The organism is Isoptericola sp. F-RaC21 (assembly GCF_038593535.1).
Classification (GTDB): Bacteria; Actinomycetota; Actinomycetes; order Actinomycetales; family Cellulomonadaceae; genus Isoptericola.
Genome location: NZ_JBCFYX010000002.1, coordinates 221,862 through 246,855 on the forward strand (window position 1 = coordinate 221,862; position 24,994 = coordinate 246,855).

Consider the following 24,994-nt stretch of genomic DNA (forward strand, 5'->3'; position numbering starts at 1 on the left):
CGCCGGTTCTGCCAGGCTGACCAGCGATGTCCCCCTCGACGCCCGACCCCGCGGCCGCCTCGTCCGGGCGTCCGGTGCCGCCGGGCCCGGACGCCGGCAAGGCGCGCCTGCGGCGCTGGCAGGCCGCCACGGAGGCGCCGCTGACGGTGGTCTCCCTGGTCTTCCTCGTGGCGTACGCGGTGCCGATCGCCCGCCCGGACGTGCCGGCGGACGTGCGGGCCGTCTGCTCGGTGGTGCTCGGGCTGACCTGGCTGATGTTCGTCGTGGACTACGTGGTGCGCGTGCGGCTGGCGCCCCACGCCTGGACGTACGTGCGGCGCCACCCCCTCGAGCTCGCGGTGGTCGTGCTGCCCGTGCTGCGGCCCTTGCTCCTGGTGTCGGTGGTGATCCGGCTCAACCGGGCCAACGCCGTACGGCTGCGGGGCCGGGTGGTGCGGTTCGCCGCGGCCGGGACCGGCCTCCTGGTGGTCGTCGGCGCGCTGATGGTGACGCAGGCGGAGCGCGGTGCGCCGGGCGCCACCATCGTCAACCTCGGCGACGGGTTCTGGTGGGCGGTCGTGACCATCACCACCGTCGGCTACGGGGACTACACGCCGGTGACCCCGGCGGGCCGGGTCGTCGCCGTCTGCCTGATGCTCGGGGGCATCGCGCTGCTGGGCGTCGTGACGGCGACGCTGTCGTCGTGGCTGGTGGAGCGGGTCACCGACACGTCCTCGCCGGACGACCGCCTGGGCGCGGTGGGCGCCGGGGCGGCGGGCGAGGCGCCCGTCGGCATGGTCAGCCAGGCACAGGTGGCCCTGCTCGTCGCGGAGGTGCAGGAGCTGCGCGCCCAGATCGTCGCCGACCGGCAGCGCGAGCGGCCTCAGGGGGAGAGCGGCTCCGCGGGGGAGTGAGGGCGCGCGGGCGCGGGCGCGTCGAGCGCCGCCTCCAGCGCCGCGGCCACGCCGTCGTCGTCGTTGCCGGGCACGACGGCGTCCGCACAGGCGAGCACGTCGGGGTGCGCGTTGGCCACGGCGTGACCGCGCCCGGCCCAGCGCAGCATCGGCAGGTCGTTGGGCATGTCGCCGAAGGCCCACACGTCGCGGGCGTCGACGCCCAGGCGGCGGCACCACCGGGCGAGCGCGACGTCCTTCGTCACGCCGGGCGGCAGCAGCTCGGCCAGCCCGGCGGCGCCCGAGTAGTGCAGCTCGGCACGCCCGTCGACGACCCGGCGCACCCGGTCGAAGAAGGCCTCCTGGGCGTCGTCCCGGACGTCGCCGCGCTGCACGACGCCGAAGCCCTGCGTCGGGGTGCCGGGCCGGACGGCGAGGAGCTTGGCGACGGCGCCGCCCGCGCCCTCGAGCGCGTCCTCGACGGGGGCGGCGCGCAGCGCGCGGTCGAGGCCGGGCTCCCCGTCGGGGAACCACGGGTCGAAGGCGGGCCCGTGGACCGTCTCGACGGCGAGACCGACGCCGGGCACGGCGTCGCGCAGCCCGGCGACGAGGTCGCGCACGACGCCGTCGTCGAACCCGCAGGCGTCCAGCGCCCGGGCGGTGGCGAGGTCCCAGACCGCCGCGCCACCCAGGGCGATCACCCGGCCGTGCCCGCCGACGAGGTCGGCCAGCCCGTCCAGCCAGCGGGGCGGGCGGGCTGTCACGAAGACGACCTCGGTGCCGGCCGCCTCCGCGGCCCGCAGGGCGCGGCGGGTGCGCGCGGAGACCGTGCCGTCCGTGCGCAGCAGCGTGCCGTCGAGGTCCGTCGCGACGACCCGCGGCAGCCCGCGGGCGGCGCCGCCCGCCCGCGCCGTCACCGGTAGTTGACGAACTGGACCGCGAAGTCGAGGTCGGCGCCCTTGAGGAGCGCGATCACGGCCTGCAGGTCGTCGCGGGACTTGCTGGTGACGCGGACCTCGTCGCCCGTGATCTGGGTCTTGACGCCCTTGGGCCCCTCGTCCCGGATGATCTTGGTGACCTTCTTGGCGTTCTCGCCCGCCAGGCCCTCCTTGAGCGAGCCGGCGAGGCGGTAGGCCTTGCCGGAGGCCTGGGGCTCGTTGTCGCCGGTGTCGAACGCCTTGAGCGAGACGCCGCGCTTGATGAGCTTGGTCTGGAAGACGTCGAGCGCGGCGAGGACGCGCTCCGACGAGTTCGCCTCGAAGACGACGGTGTCCTGGCCGCTCCACGCGATGGAGGCGCCCACGCCCTTGAAGTCGTACCGCTGGGAGATCTCCTTGGCGGCCTGGTTCAGGGCGTTGTCCACCTCCTGGCGGTCCACCTTGCTGACGATGTCGAACGACGAGTCGGCCATGACGGGTCTCCTGGGGTCGGGGTCAGGGTTCGGTGACCACCGTAGTGCGTGCGCGCGCGGCCAGGCGGGTGCTGCGCGCCTGGCGGGCGCCGTCGACGCTGAGGATCACGAGCGCCACCCACACGAGCGCGAAGCCGGCCCAGCGGGTGGGCGGCATGTGCTCGCCGAAGACGAGCAGGCCCAGCAGGAACTGCAGCACCGGGGTTAGGTACTGCAGCATGCCGACCACCGACAGGGGGAGGCGGCGGGCGGCGGCCGAGAAGAGGAGCAGGGGCAGGCCGGTGATGACGCCGCACGCGGCGAGCAGCAGCGCGTGGCCCGCGCCCGCGGTGGCGAACGTGCCGACGCCGGTGGCGCCGAGGACGACGAGGTACGCCAGGGCGAACGGGGTGGCGACCGCCGTCTCCGCGGCCAGGCCGGGCAGCGCGCCGACGTCGCGGCCCACGCGGTTCTTCACCAGGGAGTAGAGCCCGAACGCGCCCGCGAGGACGAGCGCGATCCACGGCAGCCCGCCGACCCCGGTCGAGATCACGACCACGGCCGCGGCGCCGAACCCCAGCGCCACCCACTGGGCGACGCGGAGGCGCTCGCGCAGCACGAGCACGCCGAGCAGCACCGTGAGCAGCGGGTTGATGAAGTAGCCCAGGGCGGCGTCGAGCACGTGGCCGGAGAGCACCGCGTACACGTAGGTGGTCCAGTTCGCGATGATCAGCACGGACGCGACGGCGAGCACGCCCATCACGCGAGCGTTGCGCAGGACGGCGACGAACGAGGAGAAGCTGCGCGTGACGAGCAGGAGCACCAGGCAGAACACCAGGCTCCACACCACCCGGTGGGCGATGATCTCGACCGGGCCGGCGGGCTCGAGCAGCGGGAAGAACAGGGGCATCGCGCCCCACAGGACGAACGCCGAGAGGCCGAGCGGCAGCCCCCAGCGGTCGGGGGAGGAGGGGGACGTCACCGCCTCAATGTAGGCGTTCGGTACAGCGTGCAGCCGTCGTGGCGGAGGCCACGACGGGACGATTTCCCGAGAGCCCGTCCGGGGCGTTATGGTTCTACCCGCGAGCTCGTCCGCGAGCCCGCACGGCAGGTTGCCCGAGCGGCCAAAGGGATCTGACTGTAAATCAGACGGCTCAGCCTTCGGGGGTTCGAATCCCTCACCTGCCACCGCGACGGACGGGGCGCCACCTTCGGGAGGCGCCTCGTCCGACGTCTGGAGGGGGCCGCACGGCCCCGGCGCACGATGTGATCGAGCGGGCACCCCGCGGATTTCATCAGGTGCCGCGAGCCGTGTAGAGTCTTCTCCGCTGCCCCGATAGCTCAGTCGGCAGAGCGTCTCCATGGTAAGGAGAAGGTCAAGGGTTCGATTCCCTTTCGGGGCTCTGTGACAAAGACGCGGGGCCGCCTTCCGGATTCGGGCGGCGGTCTCGCGTCGCGTCACGCGCGGCGGGGTAGCTCAGCTGGTCAGAGCGCACGACTCATAATCGTGAGGTCGCGGGTTCGAGCCCCGCCCTCGCTACCGACACCATCACGGTTCGACGGCCGGCGTCGGACCGGCCTGTTCCTTGATTCACGTGGCGCCTTCCGGGGGCGCGAGAGGTGACACACCATGGCTGCCAAGAGCGCGGACGTCCGCCCGAAGATCACGCTGGCCTGCGTGGACTGCAAGGAGCGGAACTACATCACGAAGAAGAACCGCCGCAACGACCCCGACCGTCTCGAGCTGGCGAAGTTCTGCCCGCGCTGCGGCAAGCACACGTCGCACCGCGAGACCCGCTGACACAGCTCTCGACGGACCACCGCACCGACGTGGCGAACACGCTTCCCGATCGAGGCTTCGCTGGCCGCGAGTACCCGGCCACCGCCCCCTACTCCGTGGGGCGCGAGAAGCTCCGTGAGTTCGCGTCTGCCGTCGGTGCCGCCCACCCCGCGCACCACGATCTCGTGGCGGCGCGGGGTCTCGGCTATCCGGACCTGGTCGCGCCCCCGACGTTCGCCGTCGTGGTCGCGCAGCGCGCCGAGGCGCAGTACGTCCAGGACCCGGCGGCCGGGATCGACTTCTCGCGCGTGGTCCACGCGGACGAGAAGTTCACGCACCACCGGCCGATCGTCGCGGGCGACGAGCTGGTCACCGTGCTCCACGTGGACTCCGTGACCGAGCGGGCCGGCATCGCGATGGTGACCACGCGCTGCGAGATCTTCGCGGAGCCCGGCGACGCGGCCGGGGACGGCACGGGCGAGCCCGTCGCGACCGTCTCCTCGAGCCTCGTGATCCGCGGGGAGGATTCCTGATGGCCCGCCCCGTGCTCGCGGACCTGTCCGTCGGCGACGTGGTCGCCACCGGCACGGTCGAGCTCGACCGTGCCCGCCTCGTGCGCTACGCCGGGGCCAGCGGCGACTTCAACCCGATCCACTGGGACGAGTCGTTCGCCACCCGGGTCGGGCTGCCGGGCGTCATCGCCCACGGCATGCTCACGATGGGCTCCGTGGTCGGCGTCGTCGCCGACTGGGCGGGCGACCCGGGCGCCGTCGTCGCCTACCAGACCCGCTTCACGAAGCCGGTCCCGGTGCCGCGCGACGGCGTCGCCGTCGTCGAGGTCTCCGCGGCCGTCGGCGCGATCGACGCCGACGCCGGCACGGTGCGCGTCGACCTCACGGTGACGCACGAGGGCACCAAGGTGCTCGGCCGCTCGCAGGCCACCGTCCGCCTCTCCTGACATCTCCCTGGCGCGCCACGATCGTGCGCTGTCTCGTCGCGCGCGGACGCGACGAGATTTTTTACACGTACGACTTCCCATGAAACGGGATTTCACGGTTCGATGACGGGGTGCGCCCTGAGCGCACGCCGTCCTCGAGAGGAGCACTCCCCGTGAGATCCGTACGACGACGCACCACCGGGCTGGCAGCCGCCGGCCTCCTCCTTCCCCTGGTCACGTTCCCCGCGGTCGCCGCGGGGGCGGGGCCGTCCGCCGCACCCCCGTCCGACGTGACCTGCGACGCCGTCGTCGCCGCGCCGGACCGGGAGTCCGCGTTCGCCGCCGCGAGCGACGCCACCGGAGTCCCGTCCGACCTGCTCAAGGCCGTGTCCTACATGGAGTCCCGTTGGGACCAGCACGCGGGCGCGTCCAGCGCCGACGGCGGCTACGGCCTGTTCAACCTGCTCGACCACGCGCCCGCGGCGCCCGACGGGGCCGGCAAGGACGCCACGCCCCGCACCGCCGTGAGCGAGCTCGACCGGGCAGCCGCTCTGACCGGGCTGTCCGTCGCGACGCTGAAGTCCGACGCCGCCGCGAACACCTGCGGCGCCGCCGCGCTCCTGGCCTCCTACCAGGAGGACGCGGGAGACGGCGCGGGCGACCTCGCCTCCTGGGACACCGCCGTCGCCCGGCTGGGCGGCACGCCGGAGTTCGCCGAGCGGGTGTACTCCACCCTGCGCCAGGGCGAGAGCCGCACGACCGACGACGGCGGGCGCGTGACCCTCGCCGCCCGTCCGGACGCCGTCCTGCCCGAGACGTCCACCGCGACATCCACCGAGGCGGCGGGCGACCCGGCCGCCGACTGCCCGCCCGACCTGGGCTGCGAGTGGGTGCCGGCGCCGTACGAGAAGGGCAGCCCGGACCTGCCGGACGACACCGGGAACTACGGCAACCACGACCAGGGCGACCGCACGGGCGACGGCGGCCCGTCGATCGACTACATCGTGGTCCACAGTACGGAGGGCGGGTACGACGGGACGCTGAACCTCGTGCAGGACCCCACCTACCTGGCGTGGAACTACACGGTGCGCTCGTCGGACGGGCACGTGGCCAACCACCTCGAGCCGGCCGACGTCGGCTGGCACGCCGGCAACTGGTACATGAACATGCACTCGATCGGCATCGAGCACGAGGGCTGGGCCGGCACGTCCGGCTGGTTCACGGAGGCGATGTACCAGTCGTCCGCCGAGCTGGTGCGCTACCTCGGGGAGAAGTACGACGTCCCGCTCGATCGCGCGCACGTCGTCGGGCACGACCAGGTGCCCGGCATCCTGCCCGGGTACACCAAGAGCGTGCACTGGGACCCGGGCCCGTACTGGGACTGGGAGCACTACTTCGACCTGCTCGGCGCGCCGATCGGCGGGGGCCTGGGCACGACGACGGACGTCGCCCCCGGCGACGTCGTCGAGGTGGTCGCCGGCTACGACGACAACGCCAACCCGATCACCGGCTGCCAGCAGGCGTCGCCGGGCTCGGGCGACTGCGTGGCCGGCGCGGGCACCAACTTCGCCGTTGCGTACCAGCAGCCGTCGCTCGACGCGCCGTACGCCCGCGACCCGGGCTGGAAGCCGAACGGCGCGGACGGGACGACCTACGCCAGCGACATCAGCGCGCGCGTCACGTCGGGCCACAAGCTCGTCGTCGCGCGGGTGCAGGGCGACTGGCTGGGGGTGTGGTGGGCAGGCTCGCTGGCCTGGATCCATAACCCGGCCGACCGGCCCGTCGTCGTGCCGGCGACCGGGCAGACGGTGACCGTGAGCGGGGACCAGGCGGCCGCGATCTACGGCCGCGCGTACCCCGAGGCGGCGGCATACCAGCCCTACCCGGGCATCGCCGAGCAGGCGGTCACGCCGATCGAGTACACGATCGGGGCCGACCAGAGCTACGTGGTGTCCGACGACTCGGTGTCGACGGACTACTACTACGCCACGTCGTTCGACGGCTCCGTGCCCGACGACCGCACGGACGTGCGCGGCGGGGATGCGTACTACCAGCTCTGGTACGCGCACCGGCATGTGTTCACCCGTGCTGCCGACGTGACGCTGCACGACCCGGTGGTCACCGACGTCGAGGGGCCGAGTATCGAGGGCCGGCCGACGATCGGGAAGGTGCTGACCGCGGACCCGGGGGAGTACCTGCCCGGGGACGGCGCCGACGTCGACGTGCAGTGGCTGCGCGACGGCGAGCCCGTGCGGGGCGCGGACGGGACCCGGTACCACCTCACGGGCCGGGACCGCGGCGCGGACATCTCGGTCGAGGTGACCGTGTCCGCGCCGGGGTACACCTCGGCGACGTTCACCACCGACGCCGTCGGCCCGGTGCGCCCGCACTGACGCCCCCCGCTGGTTGAGCTTGTCGCAACCCGCCCATCGTTGGTTGAGCTTGTCGAAACCCGGTGAACGGGTTTCGACAAGCTCAACCGACGGAGCCCGGCTCCGACAAGCTCAACCGACGAGGACGATCACCAGTTGGGGGTGGCCCCGGGGACGTTGCGGGGCAGCTTCACCTGGTGCGGGTGGATGACGTACGCGATGCCGTCGGTGGACGTCTGCCACACGCGCTCGAAGTTCTCGCGGGTGTAGACGCTGCGCACGTCGGCGTCGGTCGCCTTGTTGGGGTCGTTGATGACCGGGTCGCCGTCGGCGGTGAAGCCGACGATGGTGACGAGGTGGCCGTCGGTGCCGTAGCCGGCCTCGGGCATCTCCTCCTTCGCGAAGTGGATCGACACGACCAGGGGGATGCCGGCGGCGACGAACCGCTCCGCCTCGGCGAGCGAGCGCAGCCGCGTCACGAACGTCTCCAGCCCGTACTCGTGCGCGTACGCCGTGTTGAACGGCCAGTTGCCCGCGCCCTCGTACGTGTAGTCCCACGCGTTGATGGCGGCGTGCGCCACCTGCGGGTCGCCGTTCGGGGCGACGATGCCCTCGAGCTGCGCGGCGGGGACCTGGTGCTTGGCGCCGTACGAGTACTGGATCATCGTGGTCGACGTCGGCGAGCACCACACCTGGCCGCCGCCGCCGAACTCGGGGTACTCGCCGATGTGGATCAGCTGCGAGTAGCCGGGCACGTCGAGCTCGACCGCGCGGCCGAGCGTGAAGTCGCTGGTGCCGGCGTAGGCGCCGTCGGGCAGGTACTCGTTGGTCATCGTCGTGACGCCCGCCAGCCGCGGCGTGGCCCGCGACCCGGCCGGCCGGTGGAGGGTGACGCGGGTCTGGAACGCCTCGGGCTCGTGCCCGGTGCGCGCCGAGAACGTGTCGGTCCAGATGTTGGCGTCGGCGTCGCCCTGGCCGTCCACCGACGTGCGGTGGATGTCGCCCGCGCCGCCGTCGGCCGGCGCGAAGTCGGAGCCGGACGCCCAGCGCCCCATGACGTACCAGGTGGTCCAGGCGCCGTCGGCCTTGCGGCCGCGGAACTCGACCTCCACCCATGTGCCGGTCGGGGTGGTGGCGTTCCACGAGGTCAGGGACTCGTCGATCGCGTACCCCGGCTCGACGACGGGGGACGTCCAGGTGCCCGTCTCGTACGCGACGGCCGTGCCGTCGCCGAACGGGTCGGTGTAGTCGGTGGTGGGGCCGCCGGCGTCGCGCACGACGAGCGTGCCGCCGGGCCCGGGGCGCAGGTTCTCCCACTCGCCCTGCCGCAGGTCGTCGATGCCCTGCCAGTGCGTGGTGGTGATCTTGTTGCCGGTCGGCTCCGGGGAGTCCGCGGGCGCCGCGCCGGCCGCGCCCGCCGTGGGCGCGATCACCGCCCCCGCCGCCAGTGCCGCCGTCGTCGCTCGCATCCAGCTCCTTCGTGCCGTGCCTCGCCCCATGCTTCTCATGGATCCTCCTGCAGGCGGGGGCGGTGGGACGGTCCCCACCGCCCTGGTGGCAAAGACTTTCCCAGATCCCGAGGTCGGTGTCACGACCTTGCGTGTCCCGGCCGCGCGGCGTCGATCGGCTGTGATCTGCGTCGCTCCGGTTGGCACCGGATCTTTCGGCCTCTAGGTTAGGCGAGCCTGGCCTAACCGATCCCCGCTGAAGGAGTCCCGTGACGATGCCCTCCGCCCTGCTCGGAGCCGCGACCGCGGCCGACTACGCCGGTGCGCTGCACGCCGTCGTGGACGACGTGGCCACCCGCGTCGAGACCGCCCGGCAGCCGTTCTGCGGCGCGAGCCGCCGCGAGCTGCAGGCCCTCGTCGACGCCGTCGACCTCGAGGGACCGCCGGTCGGCACGACCGACGCGCTGCGCGAGACCGCGGACCTCTACGCGTCGCACGCCGTCTGGTTCCACCACCCCGCGTACGCGGCCCACCTCAACTGCCCGGTGGCGCTGCCGGCCGTCGGCGCCGAGGCGATGCTCGCGGCGATCAACACCTCGGTGGACACCTACGACCAGTCGACGGTCGCGACCCTCATGGAGCAGCGCCTCGTGGCCTGGACCGCGGACCGGATCGGCTTCCCTGCCGGGAGCGACGGCGTCTTCACCTCGGGCGGCACGCAGTCCAACCTGCAGGCGCTGCACCTGGCGCGCGAGGCCGCGCTCACCGGGCCGGACGGCTCCCGGCTCGGCGGCTCGGCACGGCGCGAGCGGCTCGGGCGGCTGCGGGTGCTGGCCACCGACGCCGGGCACTTCAGCGTGGCGCGCTCCGCGCTGCTGCTCGGCCTCGACGACGACGCCGTGATCGGCGTCGGTACCGACGCCGACGGCCGCCTCGACCCCGGCGCCCTGGCCCGGGCCCTGGTCGACGTCGAGCGGGCGGGCGACGTCGTGATGGCCGTCGTCGTCACGGCCGGCACCACCGACCGTGGGTGCGTCGACCCGATCGCCCCGGTCGCCGACCTGTGCGACGCCGTCGGCGCCTGGCTGCACGTCGACGCCGCGTACGGCGGCGGGCTGCTGGTCTCGCCGCGCCGGCGCCACCTGCTGGACGGCGTCGAGCGCGCCCGGAGCGTCACCGTGGACTTCCACAAGACGTTCTTCCAGCCCGTGTCCTCGAGCGCCCTCGTGGTCCGCGACGCCACCGACCTGGCGCGCGCCGCGTGGCACGCGGACTACCTCAACCCCGCCCAGGAGGCGGGGGAGCCCAACCCCGACCTCAACCTCGTGGACCGGTCGCTGCAGACCACGCGCCGGTTCGACGCCCTCAAGCTGTGGGCCACCCTGCGCGCCGTGGGCGCCGACGGCATCGGCGCGATGGTCGACGCCGTCTGCGACCTGGCCGCGGCCGTGCACGCCGACCTCGCCGGCGACCCCGAGCTGCGCCTGCTCGCCCCGACCGACCTGTCCACCGTCCTGTTCCGCTACCAGCCCGACGGCGTCGACGACGCGCAGGCGGACGCCCTCGTGCCGCGGGTGCGTCGGGTGCTGTTCGACTCCGGCCGCGCGCTCGTCGCGAAGACGGTGGTCGACGGCCGGCCGTGCCTCAAGCTCACGCTCCTCAACCCCGACGCCGGCCTCGACGACGTCCGCGCCGTGCTCGACCTGGTGCGCGCCACCGCGCACGGGCTGCTCGCCGGCCAGGAGCTGCTCGACCTGGACACGCCGCCCTGCCGCGGCGTCCACCCGCACCTGCCCCGTGCGTCCGCCGCACCGACCGACCCCGCCCTCGAGGAGGTCGCCCGATGACCCGCACCTACGACGTCCTCGGCGTCGGCATCGGCCCGTTCAACCTGGGCCTCGCCGCGCTCGCGGACCCGCTGGACGACGTCGACGCCGTCTTCCTCGACCGGCGCGACGGGTTCTCCTGGCACCCGGGCATGATGCTCGAGGGCGCCACGATCCAGGTGCCGTTCCTCGCCGACCTGGTGACGATGGCCGACCCGACGTCGCCGTACTCGTTCCTCGCGTTCCTCAAGACGACGGGGCGGCTGTACCCGTTCTACATCCGCGAGTCGTTCTACCCGCTGCGCGCGGAGTACGACCAGTACTGCCGGTGGGTGGCCGACCGGCTCACCACCCTGCGCTGGGGGCGGGAGGTCACGGCGGTCGAGCGCGACGACGCGTCGGGCGACCTCGTCGTGACCGCGCGGCTCGCCGACGGGGCGCACGAGACCTCCCGCACCGAGACCTATCGAGCGAGGCACGTCGTCCTCGGCGTCGGCACCACGCCGCAGCTCCCCGGCCCGCTGGCCGCGCTCGCCGCGGAGGCGGCCCGCACCCCCGGCGCCGGCCCGGTCGTGCACAGCGCCGACTACCTGCCGCACCGGGACGCGCTCGCCGCGACGGGCGCGGTGACCGTCGTCGGGTCGGGGCAGTCGGCCGCCGAGGTGTACCGCGACCTGCTCGAGGACGCATCGACCGACGCCCACCGCGTCGACTGGGTGACCCGCTCGCCGCGGTTCTTCCCGATGGAGTACACGAAGCTCACCCTCGAGATGACGTCGCCGGAGTACACGGACCACTACCGGGCGCTGCCCACCGAGCTGCGCGAGATCCTCGGCCGCGAGCAGCGCGCGCTGTACAAGGGGATCAGCGGCGACCTGATCGACGACATCTACGACACGCTCTACCGCAAGTCCGCGCTCGGCCGGGAGGTGCCGACCACCCTCCTGTCCGACACGGAGGTCGTCGCGGCGCGTCGCGACGAGGTCTCGGGGGAGTACGTCCTCACCCTGCGCCACGGCCAGCTCGGGACGACGGCGGAGCACCACACGCGCGCCGTCGTCGCGGCCACGGGGTATGCGCCCGGGTACGGCTCGGGCGTGCCGGAGTTCGTGGCGCCCGGCCTGGTCGACCTCGACGAGCTCGGCCGCGTGAACGTGGCCCGCGACTACACCGCGGGCGCGGGAGGCCGCCTGCACGTAGGCGGCACGGAGGCGCACACCCACGGCGTCACGGCCCCCGACCTGGGGTTCGCCGCGTGGCGGAACTCCGTGATCCTCGCGCAGGTCACGGGCCGCGAGCCGTACGCCATCGAGCGGCGCATCGCGTTCCAGACGTTCGGCCTGCCGGGGGCGGACGCGGTCGGCGCCCCCGACGCGCCGCGGGCGTCGGAGGTGGCGCGATGACGGCGCTGACCGAGCCGACGACGGCACGCACGGCCCGGGTCGCGCCGGACGCGGTGACCCTGGAGCCCGTCGACCCGGCGCACGACGCCGCGGCCGTGCACGCGTGGCTGACCCACCCGGCGTCCGCGTTCTGGCACATGGGTCACCTGAGCCCCGCCGAGGTGCGCGACTATCTCGCCGAGGTCGCCGACCACCCGGACCAGGACGGCTGGCTCGGCCGCGTGGACGGCGCGCCCGCGTTCTACGCCGAGACCTACGACCCGGCCCGCGTGCTGCTCGCGGACGTGCACGACGCCGTGCCCGGCGACGTCGGCATGCACCTGCTCGTCGCGCCGCCGCCCGACGACCCGGCCGACCGCAGGCCCGGCCTCACCGACGCGGTGATGGCCGCCGTCGTGCGCTTCTGCCTGGCGCCGGAGGGCCGAGGGGGCGCGCGCGTCGTCGTCGAGCCGGACGTGCGCAACCGCGCGATCGCCGCGAAGAACGCGGCCGCCGGGTTCCGCGTGCTGCGCGAGGTAGAGCTCGTCGACGATGACGGACCTGGCGACCACACCAAGCGCGCGGCGCTGAGCGTGTGCACGCGGGACGCCTTCGCGGCGTCCCCGCTCGGGGCCCTCGCCGGCCTCGGCGACGACGCCGGCCCGGGCCTCGCGCCGCACCTGCGCCCCGACCTCGCCGAGCACGCCCACCGGCACCTGGCCGCCAAGGCGCTCGCGGAGCTCGCCCACGAGCGCCTCTTCCGCCCCGAGCCCGAGCGCTGTGAGCGGGCGTTTGGCCCTCATCTGGGGCCGAACGAGGGCCAAACGTCCGCTCACAACACCGCCGCGCGCGGGTACGTGCTCGCGCTCGACGGCGTGACGTACCGGTTCGCGGCGCGCACGTTCGCGCTGGAGCACTGGGTGGTGGACCCGGCGTCGATCACGCGGTTCGCGCGGTCGGGGGACGGCGACGTCGAGCTGCCCGTCGACGTGCTCGAGCTGGTCGCCGAGCTTCAGCCGCTGCTGCGGATCCCCGACGACCTCGTAGCGACGTACCTCGAGGAGCTGTCCTCGACGCTCGCCGCCGCGTGCGCGAAGCGGGAGCGTGAGCTGAGCGGAGCGTCGCCGCAGGTGCCGGAGCTGCTCTCGGACCTCGTCCCCGGGAGCATCGACGACACCGACGACGACCGTCGTCGCGCCGACGCGTTCCAGGCCACCGAGGCGGCGATGACGGAGGGGCACCCCGGCTTCGTCGCGAACAACGGCCGCATCGGGTTCTCCCTCGACGACTACCGCGCCTACGCGCCCGAGCGCGGCGAGCGCCTGCGCCTCGTCTGGCTGGCGGCGCGGCGCGAGCACGCCCACCTCGCCCTGGGCGAGGGGCTCACCGAGCAGGAGCTGTACGGCGGCGAGCTGTCCGGCGCGGAGCGCGTCGCGTTCGCCGGCCGGCTGGCCGCCCGCGGCCTGGACCCCGCCGACTACCTGTACCTGCCCGTGCACCCCTGGCAGTGGCAGCACCGGGTGCCGATCACGTTCGCGGCCGACGTCGCGCGCGGCGATCTCGTGCCGCTGGGACCCGGAGCGGACGAGTACCAGCCGCAGCAGTCGATCCGCACGATGTTCGACCGCACGCGGCCGGAGCGGCACTACGTCAAGGTGGCGCTCGCGATCCAGAACATGGGCTTCCTGCGCGGCCTCTCGCCCGCGTACATGCGCGCCACCCCGGCGATCAACGACTGGGTCGCGGGCGTCGTCGACGGCGACCCCGCGCTGCGCGACGCCGGGTTCGGGGTGCTGCGCGAGCGCGCGTCGATCGGGTACACCGGCGACGTCTACCACCGCACGGCCCGTCCCAGCGCGCACCGCAAGATGCTCGCCGCGCTCTGGCGGGAATCGCCCGTGCCCCGCACCGCGCCGGGGGAGCGGCTGGCCACGATGGCGAGCCTGCTGCACCGCGACGCGTCCGGGCGGTCGCTCGCCACCGCGCTCGTGCGGGAGTCGGGCATCGCGCCCGAGGCCTGGCTGCGCGCCTACCTCGACGCCTACCTGTACCCGCTCGTCCACTGCCTGCGCGCGCACGACCTGGCGTTCATGCCGCACGGCGAGAACCTCGTGCTCGTGCTGCGCGACGGCGTGGTCACGCGGGCGTTCATGAAGGACATCGGGGAGGAGGTCGCCGTCCTGGGCGATCGCGCCCTGCCGGCCGGCGTGGAGCGCGTGCGGTCCGTGGTGGACGACGACGAGAAGGCGCTCGCGATCTTCACGGACGTGTTCGACGGCGTGCTGCGCCACCTCGCCGGCATCCTCGCCGTCGACGGCGTGCTGGGCGAGGACCGGTTCTGGGCCGTCGTGGCGGACGTGATCGACCGGCATGGTGCCGAGCACCCGGACCTCGCCCCGCGCGGTGGCCGGGGCGTCGACCTGCGGGCGGAGCGGTTCGCGCACTCCTGCCTCAACCGGCTGCAGCTGCGCAACACGCTGCAGATGGTCGACCTGACCGACCAGTCCGCCTCGCTGCTGTACGCGGGGACGATGGCCAACCCCGTCGCGCGCCCGGAGGCCCCGTGAGCGGACGCTTCGAGCTGTTCCGCGACCACCGGGGCGTGCCGCACGTACGCGCCGGCTCCGAGGCCGACCTGGCGTACGGCCAGGGGTACGTCACCGCGCTGGACCGGGGCTGGCAGCTCGAGGTCGACCGCTGGTACGGCGAGGGCCGGCTGGCCGCGCGGGTCGGGCCGGCGGGCCTCGAGTGGGACCGGTTCGCCGTGGGCGTGCGGCTCGCGGACACGACGCGCCGGGTCTGGGACGCGCTCGCGGAGCCCGAGCGGGCGTGGCTCGCCGCGTACGCCGACGGCGTGCGGGCCGGGCTGGACGCCGGCGGCCGGGACACCCCCGAGCGGGCCGAGCTGGCCCGCGCCCTCGGCGGCGCCCCGCTGCCCGCCGACGAGCCCTGGCGGCCGTGGACGGCCATCGCCACGTTCCTGGTGCACCACGTGCTGTTCAGCGGCTTTGGCCACCTGCTGTGGCGCGAGCACGTGGCGCGCACGCTCGGCCCGACGCTCGGCGACGCGGCCGTCGGCTGGTGGGGTGCGCGCGACGGCACGAGTGCCCCCGCGTCGGGGTCCAACGCGTGGGCGTTGCACGGGTCGCGGACGGCGTCCGGCGCGCCGCTGCTCGCCGGCGACCCGCACCGCCTGCTGGAGCTGCCCGGCGTGTACCAGCAGGTCCGGCTCGCGCGCCCGGGGCACGACGTCGTCGGGCTCGCGTTCCCCGGCGTGCCCGGGGTGCTGCACTTCGGTCACGCGGTGTCGCCGGACGGCCCCGCCGAGACCGGCGTCGCCTGGGGGGTCACCAACGCGATGGCGCACCACGTCGAGCTCGTCGTCGAGGGCTGCGACGCCGCGGCGGCGGGGGCACGGGTGGTCGCGCAGGGCTCCGAGACGGTCCCCGTGCGCGGCGGCGAGGCCGTCGTCGTGCGCTGGGCGGAGACGCCGCGCGGCCCGCTCGTGACCGAGCGGCACAGCCTGCGCTGGCCCGTCCGCGTCACGTCGGACGCCGGGGTCGTCGCCTGGCGCGCGCTCCAGCACGTGCGGACGGCCCGCGACGTCGCCGACGCGTTCCGCGGCTGGGTCGACCCGGTGAACCGCGTGCTCGCCGCCGACTCGACCGGCGAGGTGCTCAGCCTCACCGCCGGCCGGGTCCCCGTCGTCGATGCGCCCGACCGCGTCCTCCCGCGAGGTCGTCCGGTCGGGCCGCGAGGTAGTTCGGTCGCACCGCGAGGTAGTTCGGTCGCACCGCGAGGTAGTTCGGTCGCACCGCGAGGTAGTTCGGTCGCACCGCGAGGTAGTTCGGTCGCACCGCGTGGCAGTGCGGCGGAGGACGCGCGATGGCGCGAGCTGCCCGCGCCGGTGGCGGTGGACGACGTCGCGGTGGACGCGAACGAGCGACCGGCGCGGGACGAGCTGGACCTCGGGCACGCGTACGCGCCGCACCGCGCCGCCCGTGTGCGTGCCCTGCTCGCGGAGCCGCCGCCGGGCGGCGAGACGGCGCGGGCGCAGGAGCGGGTGCACGCCGACACGTGCGACGCCGGTGCCGCCGCGCTCGTCGCCTGGCTGGCCCCGGGCGCGTCGTCCAGGGTCGCCGAGCCTCGGGAAGGTGCTCGCGTCGCTCGGCTGCTCGCGTGGGCGGACGCCGGGGCCCGCATGGACGCCGGCGACCCCGACGCCGCGCTGTTCGCCCGCTGGCGGCACGCGCTGGTGCGTCGCGTCGCCGCCGACCCGGCGCTCGCGGCGCTGCACGACCCGCACGGCCTGCCCGCCGTCTTCGCGCCGTGGCTCGACGTCGTCGCGCGGGTGGGTGACGCGCTGGCGGCGATCCTCGCGTCGGGCGTCGTCGACGGCCGGGCGCTGGCCGGCCGGGCGCTCGCGGACGTCCCCGACGTCCCGCACGAGACCTGGGGCGACCTGCACCGCCTCGCCCCGCTGCACGCGCTGGACCTGGTGCCGGGGGCGGCGGCGCCCGCCGTGCCGTCGGCCCCGGTGTCCGGCGCGGGGGACGCCGTCCGCTGCACGGGCGGCGTGCCCGGGGTGACGCACGCCGCCTCCCGCGGGTCGGTCGCCCGCTGGGTGTGGGACCTGGGCGACCGGCGACGCAGCCGCTGGGGCGTGCCGTTCGGCGCCTCCGGAGACCCGCGCTCGCCGCACTTCGCCGACCAGCACCCCGCCTGGGCCGACGCGCGCACCGTGCAGATCGAGACCGACTGGGCGCGGTTGCGCCCCGAACCCCTGCCGTACCGACCGCCTGCCGACCCGACCCCCGGAGGACCGATGACGACCGACCGCACCGCCGACGACCCGACCGCGACCGGGCTCCCGCCGTCCGACCGACTGCTGTCCGGCGCGCGCGGCGCGGAGGTGTGGCGCGCCGACGTCCCGGGCGCGGGCACGGTCACCGCGCACGTGCTGGACCCGGTGGCCGACCTCGACGTGCTGCACGAGTGGGTCAACCGCCCGCACGCGGGGTTCTGGGGCCTGGCGGGCCTGAGCCGCGACGACCTGAGCGCCACGTACGCGTTCGTCGACTCCCTGCCCACCCACCACGCCTACCTGGTGCGCTGGGACGGCGAGCCCGTCGTCCTGGTGCAGCTCTACCACCCGGAGGACGACCCGGTGTCGACCGCCTACGACGTGCGGCCCGGTGACCTCGGCATGCACTTCTTCAAGGGCGGCGACGGGCCGGCCGCGCGGTACGGCGTCGTGCCCTGGGCCGTGATCGGCCCGGCGGTGCTCGCCTTCGCTTTCGCGCGTCCCGGCACGCGGCGGCTGGTCGGCGAGCCCGACGCCCGCAACCGGTCCGCGGTCACGCGCATGGCGGCGTTCGGCTTCGAGGCCGCCGGCACCGTGCGTTTCGAGTCGCCGCAGGGCCCGAAGGAGGCCGTGCTGGCGTTCTGCCCGCGCGAGCGGGCGGCGGCGCTCGTGGACGGCGCGCTCGGGTCGGGGGCGCTCGCGGCGGAGGGCTGACCCGGGCTCAGTCCTGCGGGTCGGCGGGGCGCACGACGTCGGGCACGGGCCCGGTGGTGGTGCCGGGCACGAGCTCGACGGGCAGCGTGGTGCAGGTCGGCTCGTCGCCGGCCAGCACGCCCAGGACGGCGTTGCCGAGCGCCGCGCCCTTGGCCTGCAACGGCTGGTGCACGCTGGTGAGCACGTCGGGGGACAGCCACGGCAGGTCAATGCCGTCGAAGCCGGCGACCGAGACGTCCTCGGGCACGCGCAGGCCCAGCTCGCGGGCGGCGATGACCGCTCCGGCGGCGAGCAGGTCCGAGTGGGCGACGATCGCCGTCGGCCGCTCCGTCTCGGGCACCCACGCGCCGAGGATCTCGGTCGCGGCGTCGCGACCGTGCTCCACGAGGGACGCGGGCGTCTCCCACGAGATCACCGGCTCCACCTCGTCGCGCACGCCCGCGAGGCGGTGCCGCGTCGACGTGCGGTCCGCCTGCGCGAGGCGTGCCGCGTCGACCGGCCCGGACCGCTCGTCGGCGTCGAGGGGCAGGGTGATCTCCGCGATCCGCGAGTGCCCCAGGTCCTTGAGGTGGCGCACCGCCTGCGCGGTGCCGGACCGGTCGTCGAGCGCGACGAGCGGCGCCCCCTCAACACGGCTGCCCTCGCCGACGACGACGGGGACGTCCCGGCGCTGCAGCGCGGCGAGCGTCGCGTCGTCGGTGAGCACGCCCCACACGAGCACGGCGACGTCGACGGCGGCGGTCTCCAGGAGGGGGTCGACGGCGGGCGCCGGGGCGGGTTCGCCGTCCGTGCTGCGCGGCCCGGCCGGCGCGCGCACGCCGGGGATGAGCAGCACGCCCAGCCCCTCCGTGCCCAGCACGTCCACGAGGCCGTCGAGCACCTTGACCGCGACCGGGTCGCGGAACGCGCGGCCGGGCTGGTCGCCGAGCACGACCCCCACGATCCCGGACCGGCCGGACCGGAGCTGCCGGCCCAGCGGGTTGGGGCCCGAGTAGCCCAGCTCGCCGGCGGCGGCGAGCACCTTGTCGCGGGTCTCGGCGGTGATCGGTCCCGCGCCGGAGAAGGCCAGGGACGCGGTGGAGACCGAGACGCCGGCGAGCTCGGCCACCCGCGCGAGGGTCGGTCGGGCGTTGCTGCGGCCCATGGGGCTCCTTCCGGCGGTGTCGGCCCGAAGCCTACCCGCGGCGGCGCCGACGCGCTCGAATCGATTTGACCGGCGGGTCGGAATCGGGAAACGTCGGACCGTGAGCACCGAGCAGTCCCGCGAGCGCCCCACGCCCGCCCCGCCGCACGCCGTCCGGGCCGCGTGGGCCGTCAGCGCCGTCTTCGTCGTGGCCGGGATCGGCACCGCGACCTGGGCGTCGCGCATCCCCGCCGTGCAGGCGGGCCTCGGGTTCAGCGAGGGCGAGATGGGCGTGCTGCTCCTCACCGGCGCGGTCGGGTCGATGCTCGCGCTACCGCTGTCGGGGATGATCTCCTCCCGGATCGGCGCCGCCGCCACGTGCGTCACGTTCGCCGCGCTGCACCTGGTGGGCTACGGCGGCGCGGCGCTCGCCGTCGTGGCGGACCAGCCGATGGCGGTGCGGCTGGGCCTCTTCGTCGGCGGCATGGGCATCGGTGTCTGGGACGCGGCCATGAACCTCGAGGGTGCGGTGGTGGAGCAGCGCCTCGGCCGGTCCGTCATGCCACGGTTCCACGCGGCCTTCTCCCTCGGCACCGTCGCGGGCGCGGGCCTCGGCGCGCTGGCGGCCCACGCCGGCGTCTCCCTGCCCGTGCACCTCATCGCCGTGCTGGCCTTCGACGTCGCCGTGGTGGCGGTGAGCGTGCGGTTCTTCGAGCCGACGCCGCACGATGCCCCCGAGGTGGCGCCGGCGTCGGGAGCCGGCGACACCGCCGCCGACCCGGGCACCGCCGTCGAGCCCCGCCGCGGGCACTCCTGGCGCGAGGCGCTCTCCGCGTGGCGCGAGTCCCGCACCCTGCTGATCGGCCTCGTCGTGCTGGCCGCGGCCCTCACCGAGGGCGCCGCGAACGACTGGGTGGCGCTCGCCGTCGTCGAGGACTTCGGCGCCGGCGAGGCGGCCGGCGCCGTCGCCCTGGCGGTCTTCCTGTGCGCGATGACGCTCACCCGGCTGGCGGGCACGGGCCTCATCGACCGGCTCGGCCGCGTCGTCGTGCTGCGGGCCTCGGGCGCCGCGGCGCTGGGCGGCGTGCTGATGTTCGCCCTCGTGCCGTCGCTGTGGGGCGCCGTGGCCGGCGTCGCGCTCTGGGGAGCGGGCGCGGCCCTCGGCTTCCCGCTGGGCATGTCCGCCGCCTCCGACGACCCGCGCCGCGCGGCCGTGCGCGTCTCGGCCGTCTCGACGATCGGCTACTCCGCGTTCTTCGTGGGCCCGGCGCTCATCGGGTTCCTGGCGCAGCACGTCGGCTACCGTGACGCGCTGCTGGTGCTGGCCCTGCCGGTGGCGGTGGGCCTGCTGGTCGCGGGGGCCGCGAGGCCGCTGCCGGCCGCCGCCGACCCGGCGCGTACGCTGGGCGAGTGAGCCTGTCGACCCTGAACACCCCCTCCGCCGACGAGCCCGCTCCCCAGCGCGCGGACCGTGCGGGGTCCGCCCCGACGCTCGCCGAGCTCACGACGCTGCGCGTGGGCGGGCCCGTGGACGAGTACGTCGAGGCGGAGTCCGAGGCCGAGCTGATCGACGCGGTCCGGGCGGCGGACGACGCCGGCCGGCCGCTGCTGGTGATCGGCGGCGGCTCGAACCTGCTCGTGGCTGACGAGGGCTTCGCCGGCGTCGTCGTGCGCGACGCCCGCCAGGGCCTCGACGCGGACCTCGAGGACTCGTGCGGCACGGACGGCGCGTGCGGGGGCGCGAGCGTGCGCCTGACCGCGGGGCAGGACTGGGACGCGTTCGTGGCCGAGGCCGTGGCGAACGAGTGGGTGGGGGTCGAGGCCCTGTCCGGCATCCCCGGCACGGTCGGCGCCGCTCCCGTGCAGAACATCGGCGCGTACGGCCAGGAGGTCGCCGGCGTCGTCGCGTCGGTCGTCACCTGGGACCGGGCCACCGGCAGCCGCCGGACGTTCCCGCTCAGCGGCCTCGGGTTCGGCTACCGCACGTCGCTGCTCAAGCGGACCATGCGCGCGGACGGCGGTGAGGGCGCCCCCTGGTACCCCACGCCGCGGTACGTGGTGCTCGAGGTGAACCTGCAGCTGCGGCTCGGCAGCCTGTCCGCACCCGTCGGCTACGGCGAGCTGGCGCGCCGCCTCGGTGTCGAGGTGGGGCAGCGGGCGCCGTCGGCCGAGGTGCGCGAGGCCGTGCTCGAGCTGCGCGGCGGCAAGGGCATGCTGCTCGACGGCGTGGGCGGTGCGCCGGCACCGGACCACGACCGCTGGTCCGCCGGCTCCTTCTTCACCAACCCGGTGCTGCCGGCCGACGCGGCGGACGAGCTGCCCGCGGACGCGCCGCGCTTCGCCGTGCGCTCCGCGACGCCGGAGTCGACCGTGAGCCCGAGCCTCGGCGTCGTCGACCCGACGCTCGTGAAGACCAGCGCCGCCTGGCTCATCGAGCACGCGGGGTTCACCAAGGGATTCGGCCTCGCCGGCGAGCACAGCCCGGCCCGGCTGTCGACGCGCCACACGCTCGCGCTGACCAACCGCGGCGGCGCGACGGCGGCCGACGTCGTTGCCCTCGCCCGCACCGTGCGCGACGGCGTCCGCGACGCCTTCGGCATCGAGCTGGAGCCCGAGCCCGTCCTGGTCGGCACCGCCCTGTAGCGGTTGTGAGCGGGCGTTTGGCCCTGCTTCGTCGTCGAAACAGGGCCAAACGCCCGCTCACAACAGCCGGAGTCAGTAGAGGACGACCGGCGTGCCCTTCGGCATGCCCCAGGAGTCCCAGAGCCAGTTGATCGCGGCGTTGGAGACGCGCACGCAGCCGTGCGACGCGGGGTAGGGCGGGATGGACCCCGAGCCGTGCACCGCGTACCCGCCCGAGAAGTACTTCGGGCGGTACATCGACCCCAGCTCGAGCGTGGACTCGTGCATGCCGTTGCGCTCCATGTACACGGCGTAGGAGCCGCGCGGCGTCGTCGCGTGGTAGGTGCGGCCCTTGGCCTCGTACGTGTCGCCGTTGCCGGACGACGCGTTGATGATCCGCGTGACCTCGCCGTCCTCGACGGTCATCAGCAGCTGCCGGTCCAGGTCGATCTCGACCGCCTTGCCCGACGACGAGTGCGCCCGCGGGCGGACGCCGTCGTCCAGCGCGGCCTGCGTCTTCGGCCCGACGACGCCGTCGCGGTACTGGCCGGCCGCCTTCTGCAGCGCCCACACCGCCTGCTGGGTGGCGGGGCCGAAGCTGCCGTCCGCGTCCTGGAGGAAGTAGCCGAGCTCCTGCAGCCGCTGCTGCAGCGCGACGACCCGTTCGCCCGAGTCGCCGTACTCGAGCATCTTGTCCCGCTCCTCGGCGGCCTTCTTCTCCGCGGCCTCCTGCTCGGCCTGCTCCTTCGCGGCGGCCTCCTCGGCCGCCTTCTTCTCGGCCGCCTTCTTCTCCTTCTCCGCGGCCTCCTCAGCAGCCTTCTTCTCGGCGGCCTTCTGCTCCGCCTCGGCCTTCTCCGCGGCCTTTTTCTCGGCCGCCTTCCGGTCGGCGGCGTCCTGGTCGGCCTTCTCGTGCGCGTCCTCGTCGGCGCGCCTCTGCGCGTCGTCGGACGCCGCACCGGGACCGTCCTCGGACGCGGACGTCGAGGCGGTCGGCGCCGCGCCCGGCTCGGGCTCGGTCTCGCCGGACAGGGGTGCGCACCCGGCGAGGGCCAGGGTGAGGACCACCGGGACACCGACGAGCGACGCCGTCAGGCGTCGCCTCAAGCTGGGAACCGTACGCATGGAGCCCCTTCCGCGCCGTCGGCGCACCAGGCGCGCCGCGGGGTACTACCGTGCCCCGCCGGTGCCCGGAATGCGACCGCAGCGCTCCGGTCGTGCCGTGATCGTCACCGTGTCGTGACCTGTCGTCTGCCGTTCACCTGCTCAGACGCACGACGGCCGGAAAAGGTTGGGTCGATCACAGCCCTTCCAGCACGCGATCTCTCGCGCCGTCCGGCCGGACGGCGCGAGAGATCGCGTGCTGGAAGCCGGGGGTGGTCAGCGGCGGTCCTCCTTGAGGACGGCGAGCCGCTGCCGGTACTCGGCCTCGTCGATCTCGCCGCGGGCGTAGCGCTCGCCCAGGACGTCGACGCCGCCCGCGCCGCCGCGGGCCCACGGCGGCCCGTACCGCCGCGCGCGGCGAGCGATCAGGACGACGACCGTGGCGAAGAGCAGGAACCACAGGATCGGGAAGACGATCCACCAGCCCGGCCCGCCGCCGGCGGCGTACGGGTGTGCGGCGACGGCCGCGGGGACGGCGATCGCGGTGGCAGTGGTGAGCATCGTGGACTCCTCGTGACGGTGGGTCCGCCCGGTGCGGGCCCTTCGCCACCACCGTCGCCCGGCGGGGTGCGTGTCGTCGTCAGCCCCCCGTACCGACCTGCGTCGTCCCGTCGTGCCGCGCCGCGCCCGGCGCGTGGGTCAGCCGGTCCAGCCCGGCCGCACGACGCCGCCCTCGTAGGCCGCGACGACGAGCTGCGCGCGGTCGCGGGCGCCCAGCTTGGCCATCACCCGCGAGACGTGCGTCTTCACCGTCGACTCGGACAGGTAGAGCGCGCGCGCGATCTCGTCGTTCGACAGGCCGCCGGCCACCTCGACGAGCACCTCGCGCTCGCGGGCGGTGAGGTCGTCGAGGCCGGGCGGGGGCGGCACGTCGCGGGTGGCGTCGGCGACCCGGGCGAGCAGGCGGCGGGTGACGCCGGGGGACAGCAGGGCGTCGCCCGCGGCCGCCACGCGCACCGCGCGCACGAGGTCGGCGGGCTCCGTGTCCTTGACGAGGAAGCCGCTGGCCCCGCCGCGGATCGCCTCGGCCACGTACTCGTCGAGCTCGAACGTCGTCACGACCACCACGTGCACGCCCCCCGCACCGGGGTCGGCGACGATGCGGCGGGTGGCCTCCAGCCCGTCCGCGCCGGGCATGCGCACGTCCATGAGGACGACGTCGGGTCGCAGCTGCAGCGTGAGGCGCACGGCCTCGTCGCCGGTGGCGGCCTCGCCCACCACGGTCATGTCGTCCTCGGCGTCGAGCAGCGCGCGGAACCCACCGCGCACCAGCGCCTGGTCGTCGGCCAGCAGCACCCGGATCATGTCTCTCCTCGCTCACCGCGGCCCGGGCTGTCAGGACGAGCGTCGGGCATTCCGTGCGGTGGCCCTGACAGGTCGGCGGGCAGGGGGATCGTCGCGTCGACGGCGAACCCGTCGCCCGTGGGCCGCGCGACGAGCGCGCCGCCCGCGCCCTCGACGCGCTCGCGCATGCCCCGCAGCCCGTAGCCGGGCGCGCCGTCGGCGCCCGGGCCGGGCGGCCCGCCGTCGTCGGTCACGGTGACCCGGACCCCCGTGCCCTCGCGCGCCGCGCGCACCACGACCGACCGCGCGCCCGGCGCGTGCCGGCCGACGTTGGTGAGCGCCTCCTGCACCACCCGGTACGCCACGCCGGCCAGGTGGGCGGGCAGGGCGCCGTCGAGGGCGGGGTCGACGTCGAAGCGGACGGCGACGCCGCGCACGCGCAGCGGCTCGGCGAGCCGGGGGAGGGCGGCGAGGTCCCAGGTGGGCACGCGTGGGGTGTTCTCGGGATCTCCGTCGGCGCCGTCGGTCCCGGCCGTGCGCTCGTCCTCGCCGCGCACGACCCCGAGCACGGCGCGCACCTCGTCGAGCGCGTCGCGGCTCGTGGCCTTGATGGAGGCGAGCGCGGAGCGCGCCTGCTCGGCGTCCCGGTCCAGCAGGTGCAGCCCGACGCCCGCCTGCACGTTGATGGCGGACAGGGAGTGGGCGAGGACGTCGTGCAGCTCGCGCGCGATGCGCAGGCGCTCGGTAGCGACGGCCGTGCGCTCCCGCTCGGCGCGGGCGGCACGCAGGGCGGCGGCCCGCGCGACGCGCTCGCGGACGCCGCCCGCGACCATCAGCGCGACGGCGGTCCACGCGGCACCGCCGACGAGCCCGGGGAACCGGGCGGGCTCGTCCCGCAGCGCGGCCGCCGCCAGCACGACGCCCCACATCAGCAGCGCGCCGGACCAGGCGACCACCCGCGCCCGCGCGGGAGGACCGGTGAGGACGACCATGACGAGCACGCCGACCGTGCCCGCCAGCACGGGGCCCCAGGCGTAGCCCAGCGCGAGGTACGCGCCGAGCGCCCCGACGGCCAGGAGCACCGCGAGGGCGGGCCGACGGGGGAGCGCGAGCAGCACGACCGGACCGACCAGCGCGAGCAGCAGCCCCAGCGCGTCGACGGGGCGCGCGCCGGGCTGCCAGTGCGACGCCCCGAGCGTCCCGAACGTCACGACGACGGCCAGCGTCGCCGCAAGGAACAGCCGGGGGCGCCACCGGTCGAGCGGGCCGCGGTCCATGC

General features: G+C 75.2%; 20 protein-coding genes and 3 tRNA genes. 14 read left to right on the plus strand and 9 right to left on the minus strand.

From position 1 onward, the window contains the following. Positions 1–26 precede the first annotated feature (26 nt). Entirely contained in the window at positions 27–893 is an 867-nt protein-coding gene (locus tag AAG589_RS06335) for a potassium channel family protein (protein ID WP_430566429.1), read from the plus strand. On the opposite strand, the gene AAG589_RS06340 is transcribed toward AAG589_RS06335, so the two are convergent. The 3 genes from AAG589_RS06340 to rarD are packed head-to-tail and all read right to left on the minus strand — an operon-like array spanning position 863 to position 3,244. Next, positions 863–1,789, minus strand: a complete 927-nt coding sequence (locus AAG589_RS06340) for an HAD family hydrolase (RefSeq protein WP_430566430.1) — start codon at positions 1,787–1,789, stop codon at positions 863–865. The two genes, AAG589_RS06335 and AAG589_RS06340, sit on opposite strands and share 31 nt — an antisense overlap. Beyond that, entirely contained in the window at positions 1,786–2,283 is a 498-nt protein-coding gene (locus AAG589_RS06345) for a YajQ family cyclic di-GMP-binding protein (RefSeq protein WP_430566431.1), read from the minus strand. Before AAG589_RS06345 ends, AAG589_RS06340 begins: the two co-directional genes overlap by 4 nt. Before the next feature lie 22 nt (positions 2,284–2,305). After that, positions 2,306–3,244, minus strand: coding sequence for an EamA family transporter RarD (rarD, locus tag AAG589_RS06350; protein WP_430566432.1), 939 nt, complete (start codon positions 3,242–3,244; stop codon positions 2,306–2,308). A 124-nt stretch (positions 3,245–3,368) separates the two neighbouring features. Between rarD and AAG589_RS06355 the strand changes: the two genes are divergently transcribed. From AAG589_RS06355 to AAG589_RS06385, 7 genes are all read left to right on the plus strand, one after another. Beyond that, positions 3,369–3,450 (plus strand) — tRNA-Tyr (locus AAG589_RS06355). Positions 3,451–3,592: 142 nt separating this feature from the next. Further along, positions 3,593–3,665, plus strand: a tRNA-Thr gene (locus AAG589_RS06360). A 63-nt stretch (positions 3,666–3,728) separates the two neighbouring features. Continuing rightward, a tRNA-Met gene (locus tag AAG589_RS06365) sits at positions 3,729–3,802 on the plus strand. 90 nt (positions 3,803–3,892) lie between these two features. Continuing rightward, positions 3,893–4,063 carry a 50S ribosomal protein L33 gene (rpmG, locus tag AAG589_RS06370; protein ID WP_079572326.1) on the plus strand — a complete coding sequence of 57 codons (171 nt, stop codon included), beginning with the start codon at positions 3,893–3,895 and terminating at the stop codon, positions 4,061–4,063. 29 nt (positions 4,064–4,092) lie between these two features. Then, positions 4,093–4,575: an FAS1-like dehydratase domain-containing protein gene (locus AAG589_RS06375; protein ID WP_430566433.1), complete on the plus strand. Its 483-nt coding sequence runs from the start codon at positions 4,093–4,095 to the stop codon at positions 4,573–4,575. Further along, on the plus strand, positions 4,575–5,000 hold the full coding sequence (locus AAG589_RS06380) for a MaoC family dehydratase (protein WP_430566434.1): 426 nt from the start codon (positions 4,575–4,577) through the stop codon (positions 4,998–5,000). The genes AAG589_RS06375 and AAG589_RS06380 overlap by 1 nt, the downstream gene beginning before the upstream one ends. 152 nt (positions 5,001–5,152) lie before the next feature. Further along, positions 5,153–7,372 carry an N-acetylmuramoyl-L-alanine amidase gene (locus AAG589_RS06385; protein ID WP_430566435.1) on the plus strand — a complete coding sequence of 740 codons (2,220 nt, stop codon included), beginning with the start codon at positions 5,153–5,155 and terminating at the stop codon, positions 7,370–7,372. 128 nt (positions 7,373–7,500) lie between these two features. Here the strand turns inward: AAG589_RS06385 and AAG589_RS06390 are convergent, their stop codons facing one another. Beyond that, the gene (locus tag AAG589_RS06390; protein ID WP_430566436.1) at positions 7,501–8,820 is read right to left on the minus strand and encodes a C39 family peptidase; all 1,320 of its coding nucleotides are present in this window, start codon (positions 8,818–8,820) and stop codon (positions 7,501–7,503) included. A 254-nt stretch (positions 8,821–9,074) separates the two neighbouring features. On the opposite strand from AAG589_RS06390, the gene AAG589_RS06395 reads away from it, so the two are divergent. Genes AAG589_RS06395 through AAG589_RS06410 form a run of 4 tightly spaced genes read left to right on the plus strand, consistent with a single transcriptional unit; the run spans position 9,075 to position 17,525 of the window. After that, a complete protein-coding gene (locus tag AAG589_RS06395) occupies positions 9,075–10,646 on the plus strand; it encodes a pyridoxal phosphate-dependent decarboxylase family protein (protein ID WP_430567154.1) in 1,572 nt (523 codons plus the stop codon). Then, on the plus strand, positions 10,643–12,028 hold the full coding sequence (locus AAG589_RS06400; protein ID WP_430566437.1) for a lysine N(6)-hydroxylase/L-ornithine N(5)-oxygenase family protein: 1,386 nt from the start codon (positions 10,643–10,645) through the stop codon (positions 12,026–12,028). Before AAG589_RS06395 ends, AAG589_RS06400 begins: the two co-directional genes overlap by 4 nt. Beyond that, the gene (locus AAG589_RS06405; RefSeq protein ID WP_430566438.1) at positions 12,025–14,574 is read left to right on the plus strand and encodes a GNAT family N-acetyltransferase; all 2,550 of its coding nucleotides are present in this window, start codon (positions 12,025–12,027) and stop codon (positions 14,572–14,574) included. Before AAG589_RS06400 ends, AAG589_RS06405 begins: the two co-directional genes overlap by 4 nt. Beyond that, on the plus strand, positions 14,571–17,525 hold the full coding sequence (locus AAG589_RS06410; RefSeq protein ID WP_430566439.1) for a GNAT family N-acetyltransferase: 2,955 nt from the start codon (positions 14,571–14,573) through the stop codon (positions 17,523–17,525). Before AAG589_RS06405 ends, AAG589_RS06410 begins: the two co-directional genes overlap by 4 nt. A 7-nt stretch (positions 17,526–17,532) precedes the next feature. Here the strand turns inward: AAG589_RS06410 and AAG589_RS06415 are convergent, their stop codons facing one another. Beyond that, a complete protein-coding gene (locus tag AAG589_RS06415) occupies positions 17,533–18,669 on the minus strand; it encodes a LacI family DNA-binding transcriptional regulator (protein ID WP_430566440.1) in 1,137 nt (378 codons plus the stop codon). A gap of 100 nt (positions 18,670–18,769) precedes the next feature. Between AAG589_RS06415 and AAG589_RS06420 the strand changes: the two genes are divergently transcribed. Together AAG589_RS06420 and AAG589_RS06425 are read left to right on the plus strand one after the other, a co-directional pair. After that, positions 18,770–20,062: an MFS transporter gene (locus tag AAG589_RS06420; RefSeq protein WP_430566441.1), complete on the plus strand. Its 1,293-nt coding sequence runs from the start codon at positions 18,770–18,772 to the stop codon at positions 20,060–20,062. Positions 20,063–20,064: 2 nt separating this feature from the next. Further along, positions 20,065–21,291 (plus strand): UDP-N-acetylmuramate dehydrogenase, encoded by a 1,227-nt coding sequence (locus tag AAG589_RS06425; RefSeq protein WP_446719711.1) that lies wholly within the window; start codon positions 20,065–20,067, stop codon positions 21,289–21,291. 72 nt (positions 21,292–21,363) lie between these two features. Here the strand turns inward: AAG589_RS06425 and AAG589_RS06430 are convergent, their stop codons facing one another. The 4 genes from AAG589_RS06430 to AAG589_RS06445 all read right to left on the minus strand — a co-directional run bounded on the left by AAG589_RS06430 (position 21,364) and on the right by AAG589_RS06445 (position 24,992). Further along, positions 21,364–22,374: a L,D-transpeptidase family protein gene (locus AAG589_RS06430; protein WP_430566442.1), complete on the minus strand. Its 1,011-nt coding sequence runs from the start codon at positions 22,372–22,374 to the stop codon at positions 21,364–21,366. A 273-nt stretch (positions 22,375–22,647) separates the two neighbouring features. Further along, positions 22,648–22,932 carry an SHOCT domain-containing protein gene (locus tag AAG589_RS06435; RefSeq protein WP_430566443.1) on the minus strand — a complete coding sequence of 95 codons (285 nt, stop codon included), beginning with the start codon at positions 22,930–22,932 and terminating at the stop codon, positions 22,648–22,650. A 138-nt stretch (positions 22,933–23,070) separates the two neighbouring features. Next, positions 23,071–23,736 carry a response regulator transcription factor gene (locus AAG589_RS06440; RefSeq protein ID WP_430566444.1) on the minus strand — a complete coding sequence of 222 codons (666 nt, stop codon included), beginning with the start codon at positions 23,734–23,736 and terminating at the stop codon, positions 23,071–23,073. Further along, positions 23,733–24,992: a sensor histidine kinase gene (locus AAG589_RS06445; RefSeq protein WP_430566445.1), complete on the minus strand. Its 1,260-nt coding sequence runs from the start codon at positions 24,990–24,992 to the stop codon at positions 23,733–23,735. Before AAG589_RS06445 ends, AAG589_RS06440 begins: the two co-directional genes overlap by 4 nt. Positions 24,993–24,994: the final 2 nt, after the last annotated feature.

Bases quoted from the DNA above. Each gene is read 5' to 3' on its own strand.
- AAG589_RS06335 (WP_430566429.1), top strand. From the start codon at position 27: ATGTCCCCCTCGACGCCCGACCCCGCGGCCGCCTCGTCCGGGCGTCCG.
- AAG589_RS06345 (WP_430566431.1), bottom strand. From the start codon at position 2,283: ATGGCCGACTCGTCGTTCGACATCGTCAGCAAGGTGGACCGCCAGGAG.
- rpmG (WP_079572326.1), top strand. From the start codon at position 3,893: ATGGCTGCCAAGAGCGCGGACGTCCGCCCGAAGATCACGCTGGCCTGC.
- AAG589_RS06380 (WP_430566434.1), top strand. From the start codon at position 4,575: ATGGCCCGCCCCGTGCTCGCGGACCTGTCCGTCGGCGACGTGGTCGCC.
- AAG589_RS06390 (WP_430566436.1), bottom strand. From the start codon at position 8,820: ATGCGAGCGACGACGGCGGCACTGGCGGCGGGGGCGGTGATCGCGCCC.
- AAG589_RS06395 (WP_430567154.1), top strand. From the start codon at position 9,075: ATGCCCTCCGCCCTGCTCGGAGCCGCGACCGCGGCCGACTACGCCGGT.
- AAG589_RS06400 (WP_430566437.1), top strand. From the start codon at position 10,643: ATGACCCGCACCTACGACGTCCTCGGCGTCGGCATCGGCCCGTTCAAC.
- AAG589_RS06405 (WP_430566438.1), top strand. From the start codon at position 12,025: ATGACGGCGCTGACCGAGCCGACGACGGCACGCACGGCCCGGGTCGCG.
- AAG589_RS06415 (WP_430566440.1), bottom strand. From the start codon at position 18,669: ATGGGCCGCAGCAACGCCCGACCGACCCTCGCGCGGGTGGCCGAGCTC.
- AAG589_RS06435 (WP_430566443.1), bottom strand. From the start codon at position 22,932: ATGCTCACCACTGCCACCGCGATCGCCGTCCCCGCGGCCGTCGCCGCA.
- AAG589_RS06440 (WP_430566444.1), bottom strand. From the start codon at position 23,736: ATGATCCGGGTGCTGCTGGCCGACGACCAGGCGCTGGTGCGCGGTGGG.
- AAG589_RS06445 (WP_430566445.1), bottom strand. From the start codon at position 24,992: ATGGACCGCGGCCCGCTCGACCGGTGGCGCCCCCGGCTGTTCCTTGCG.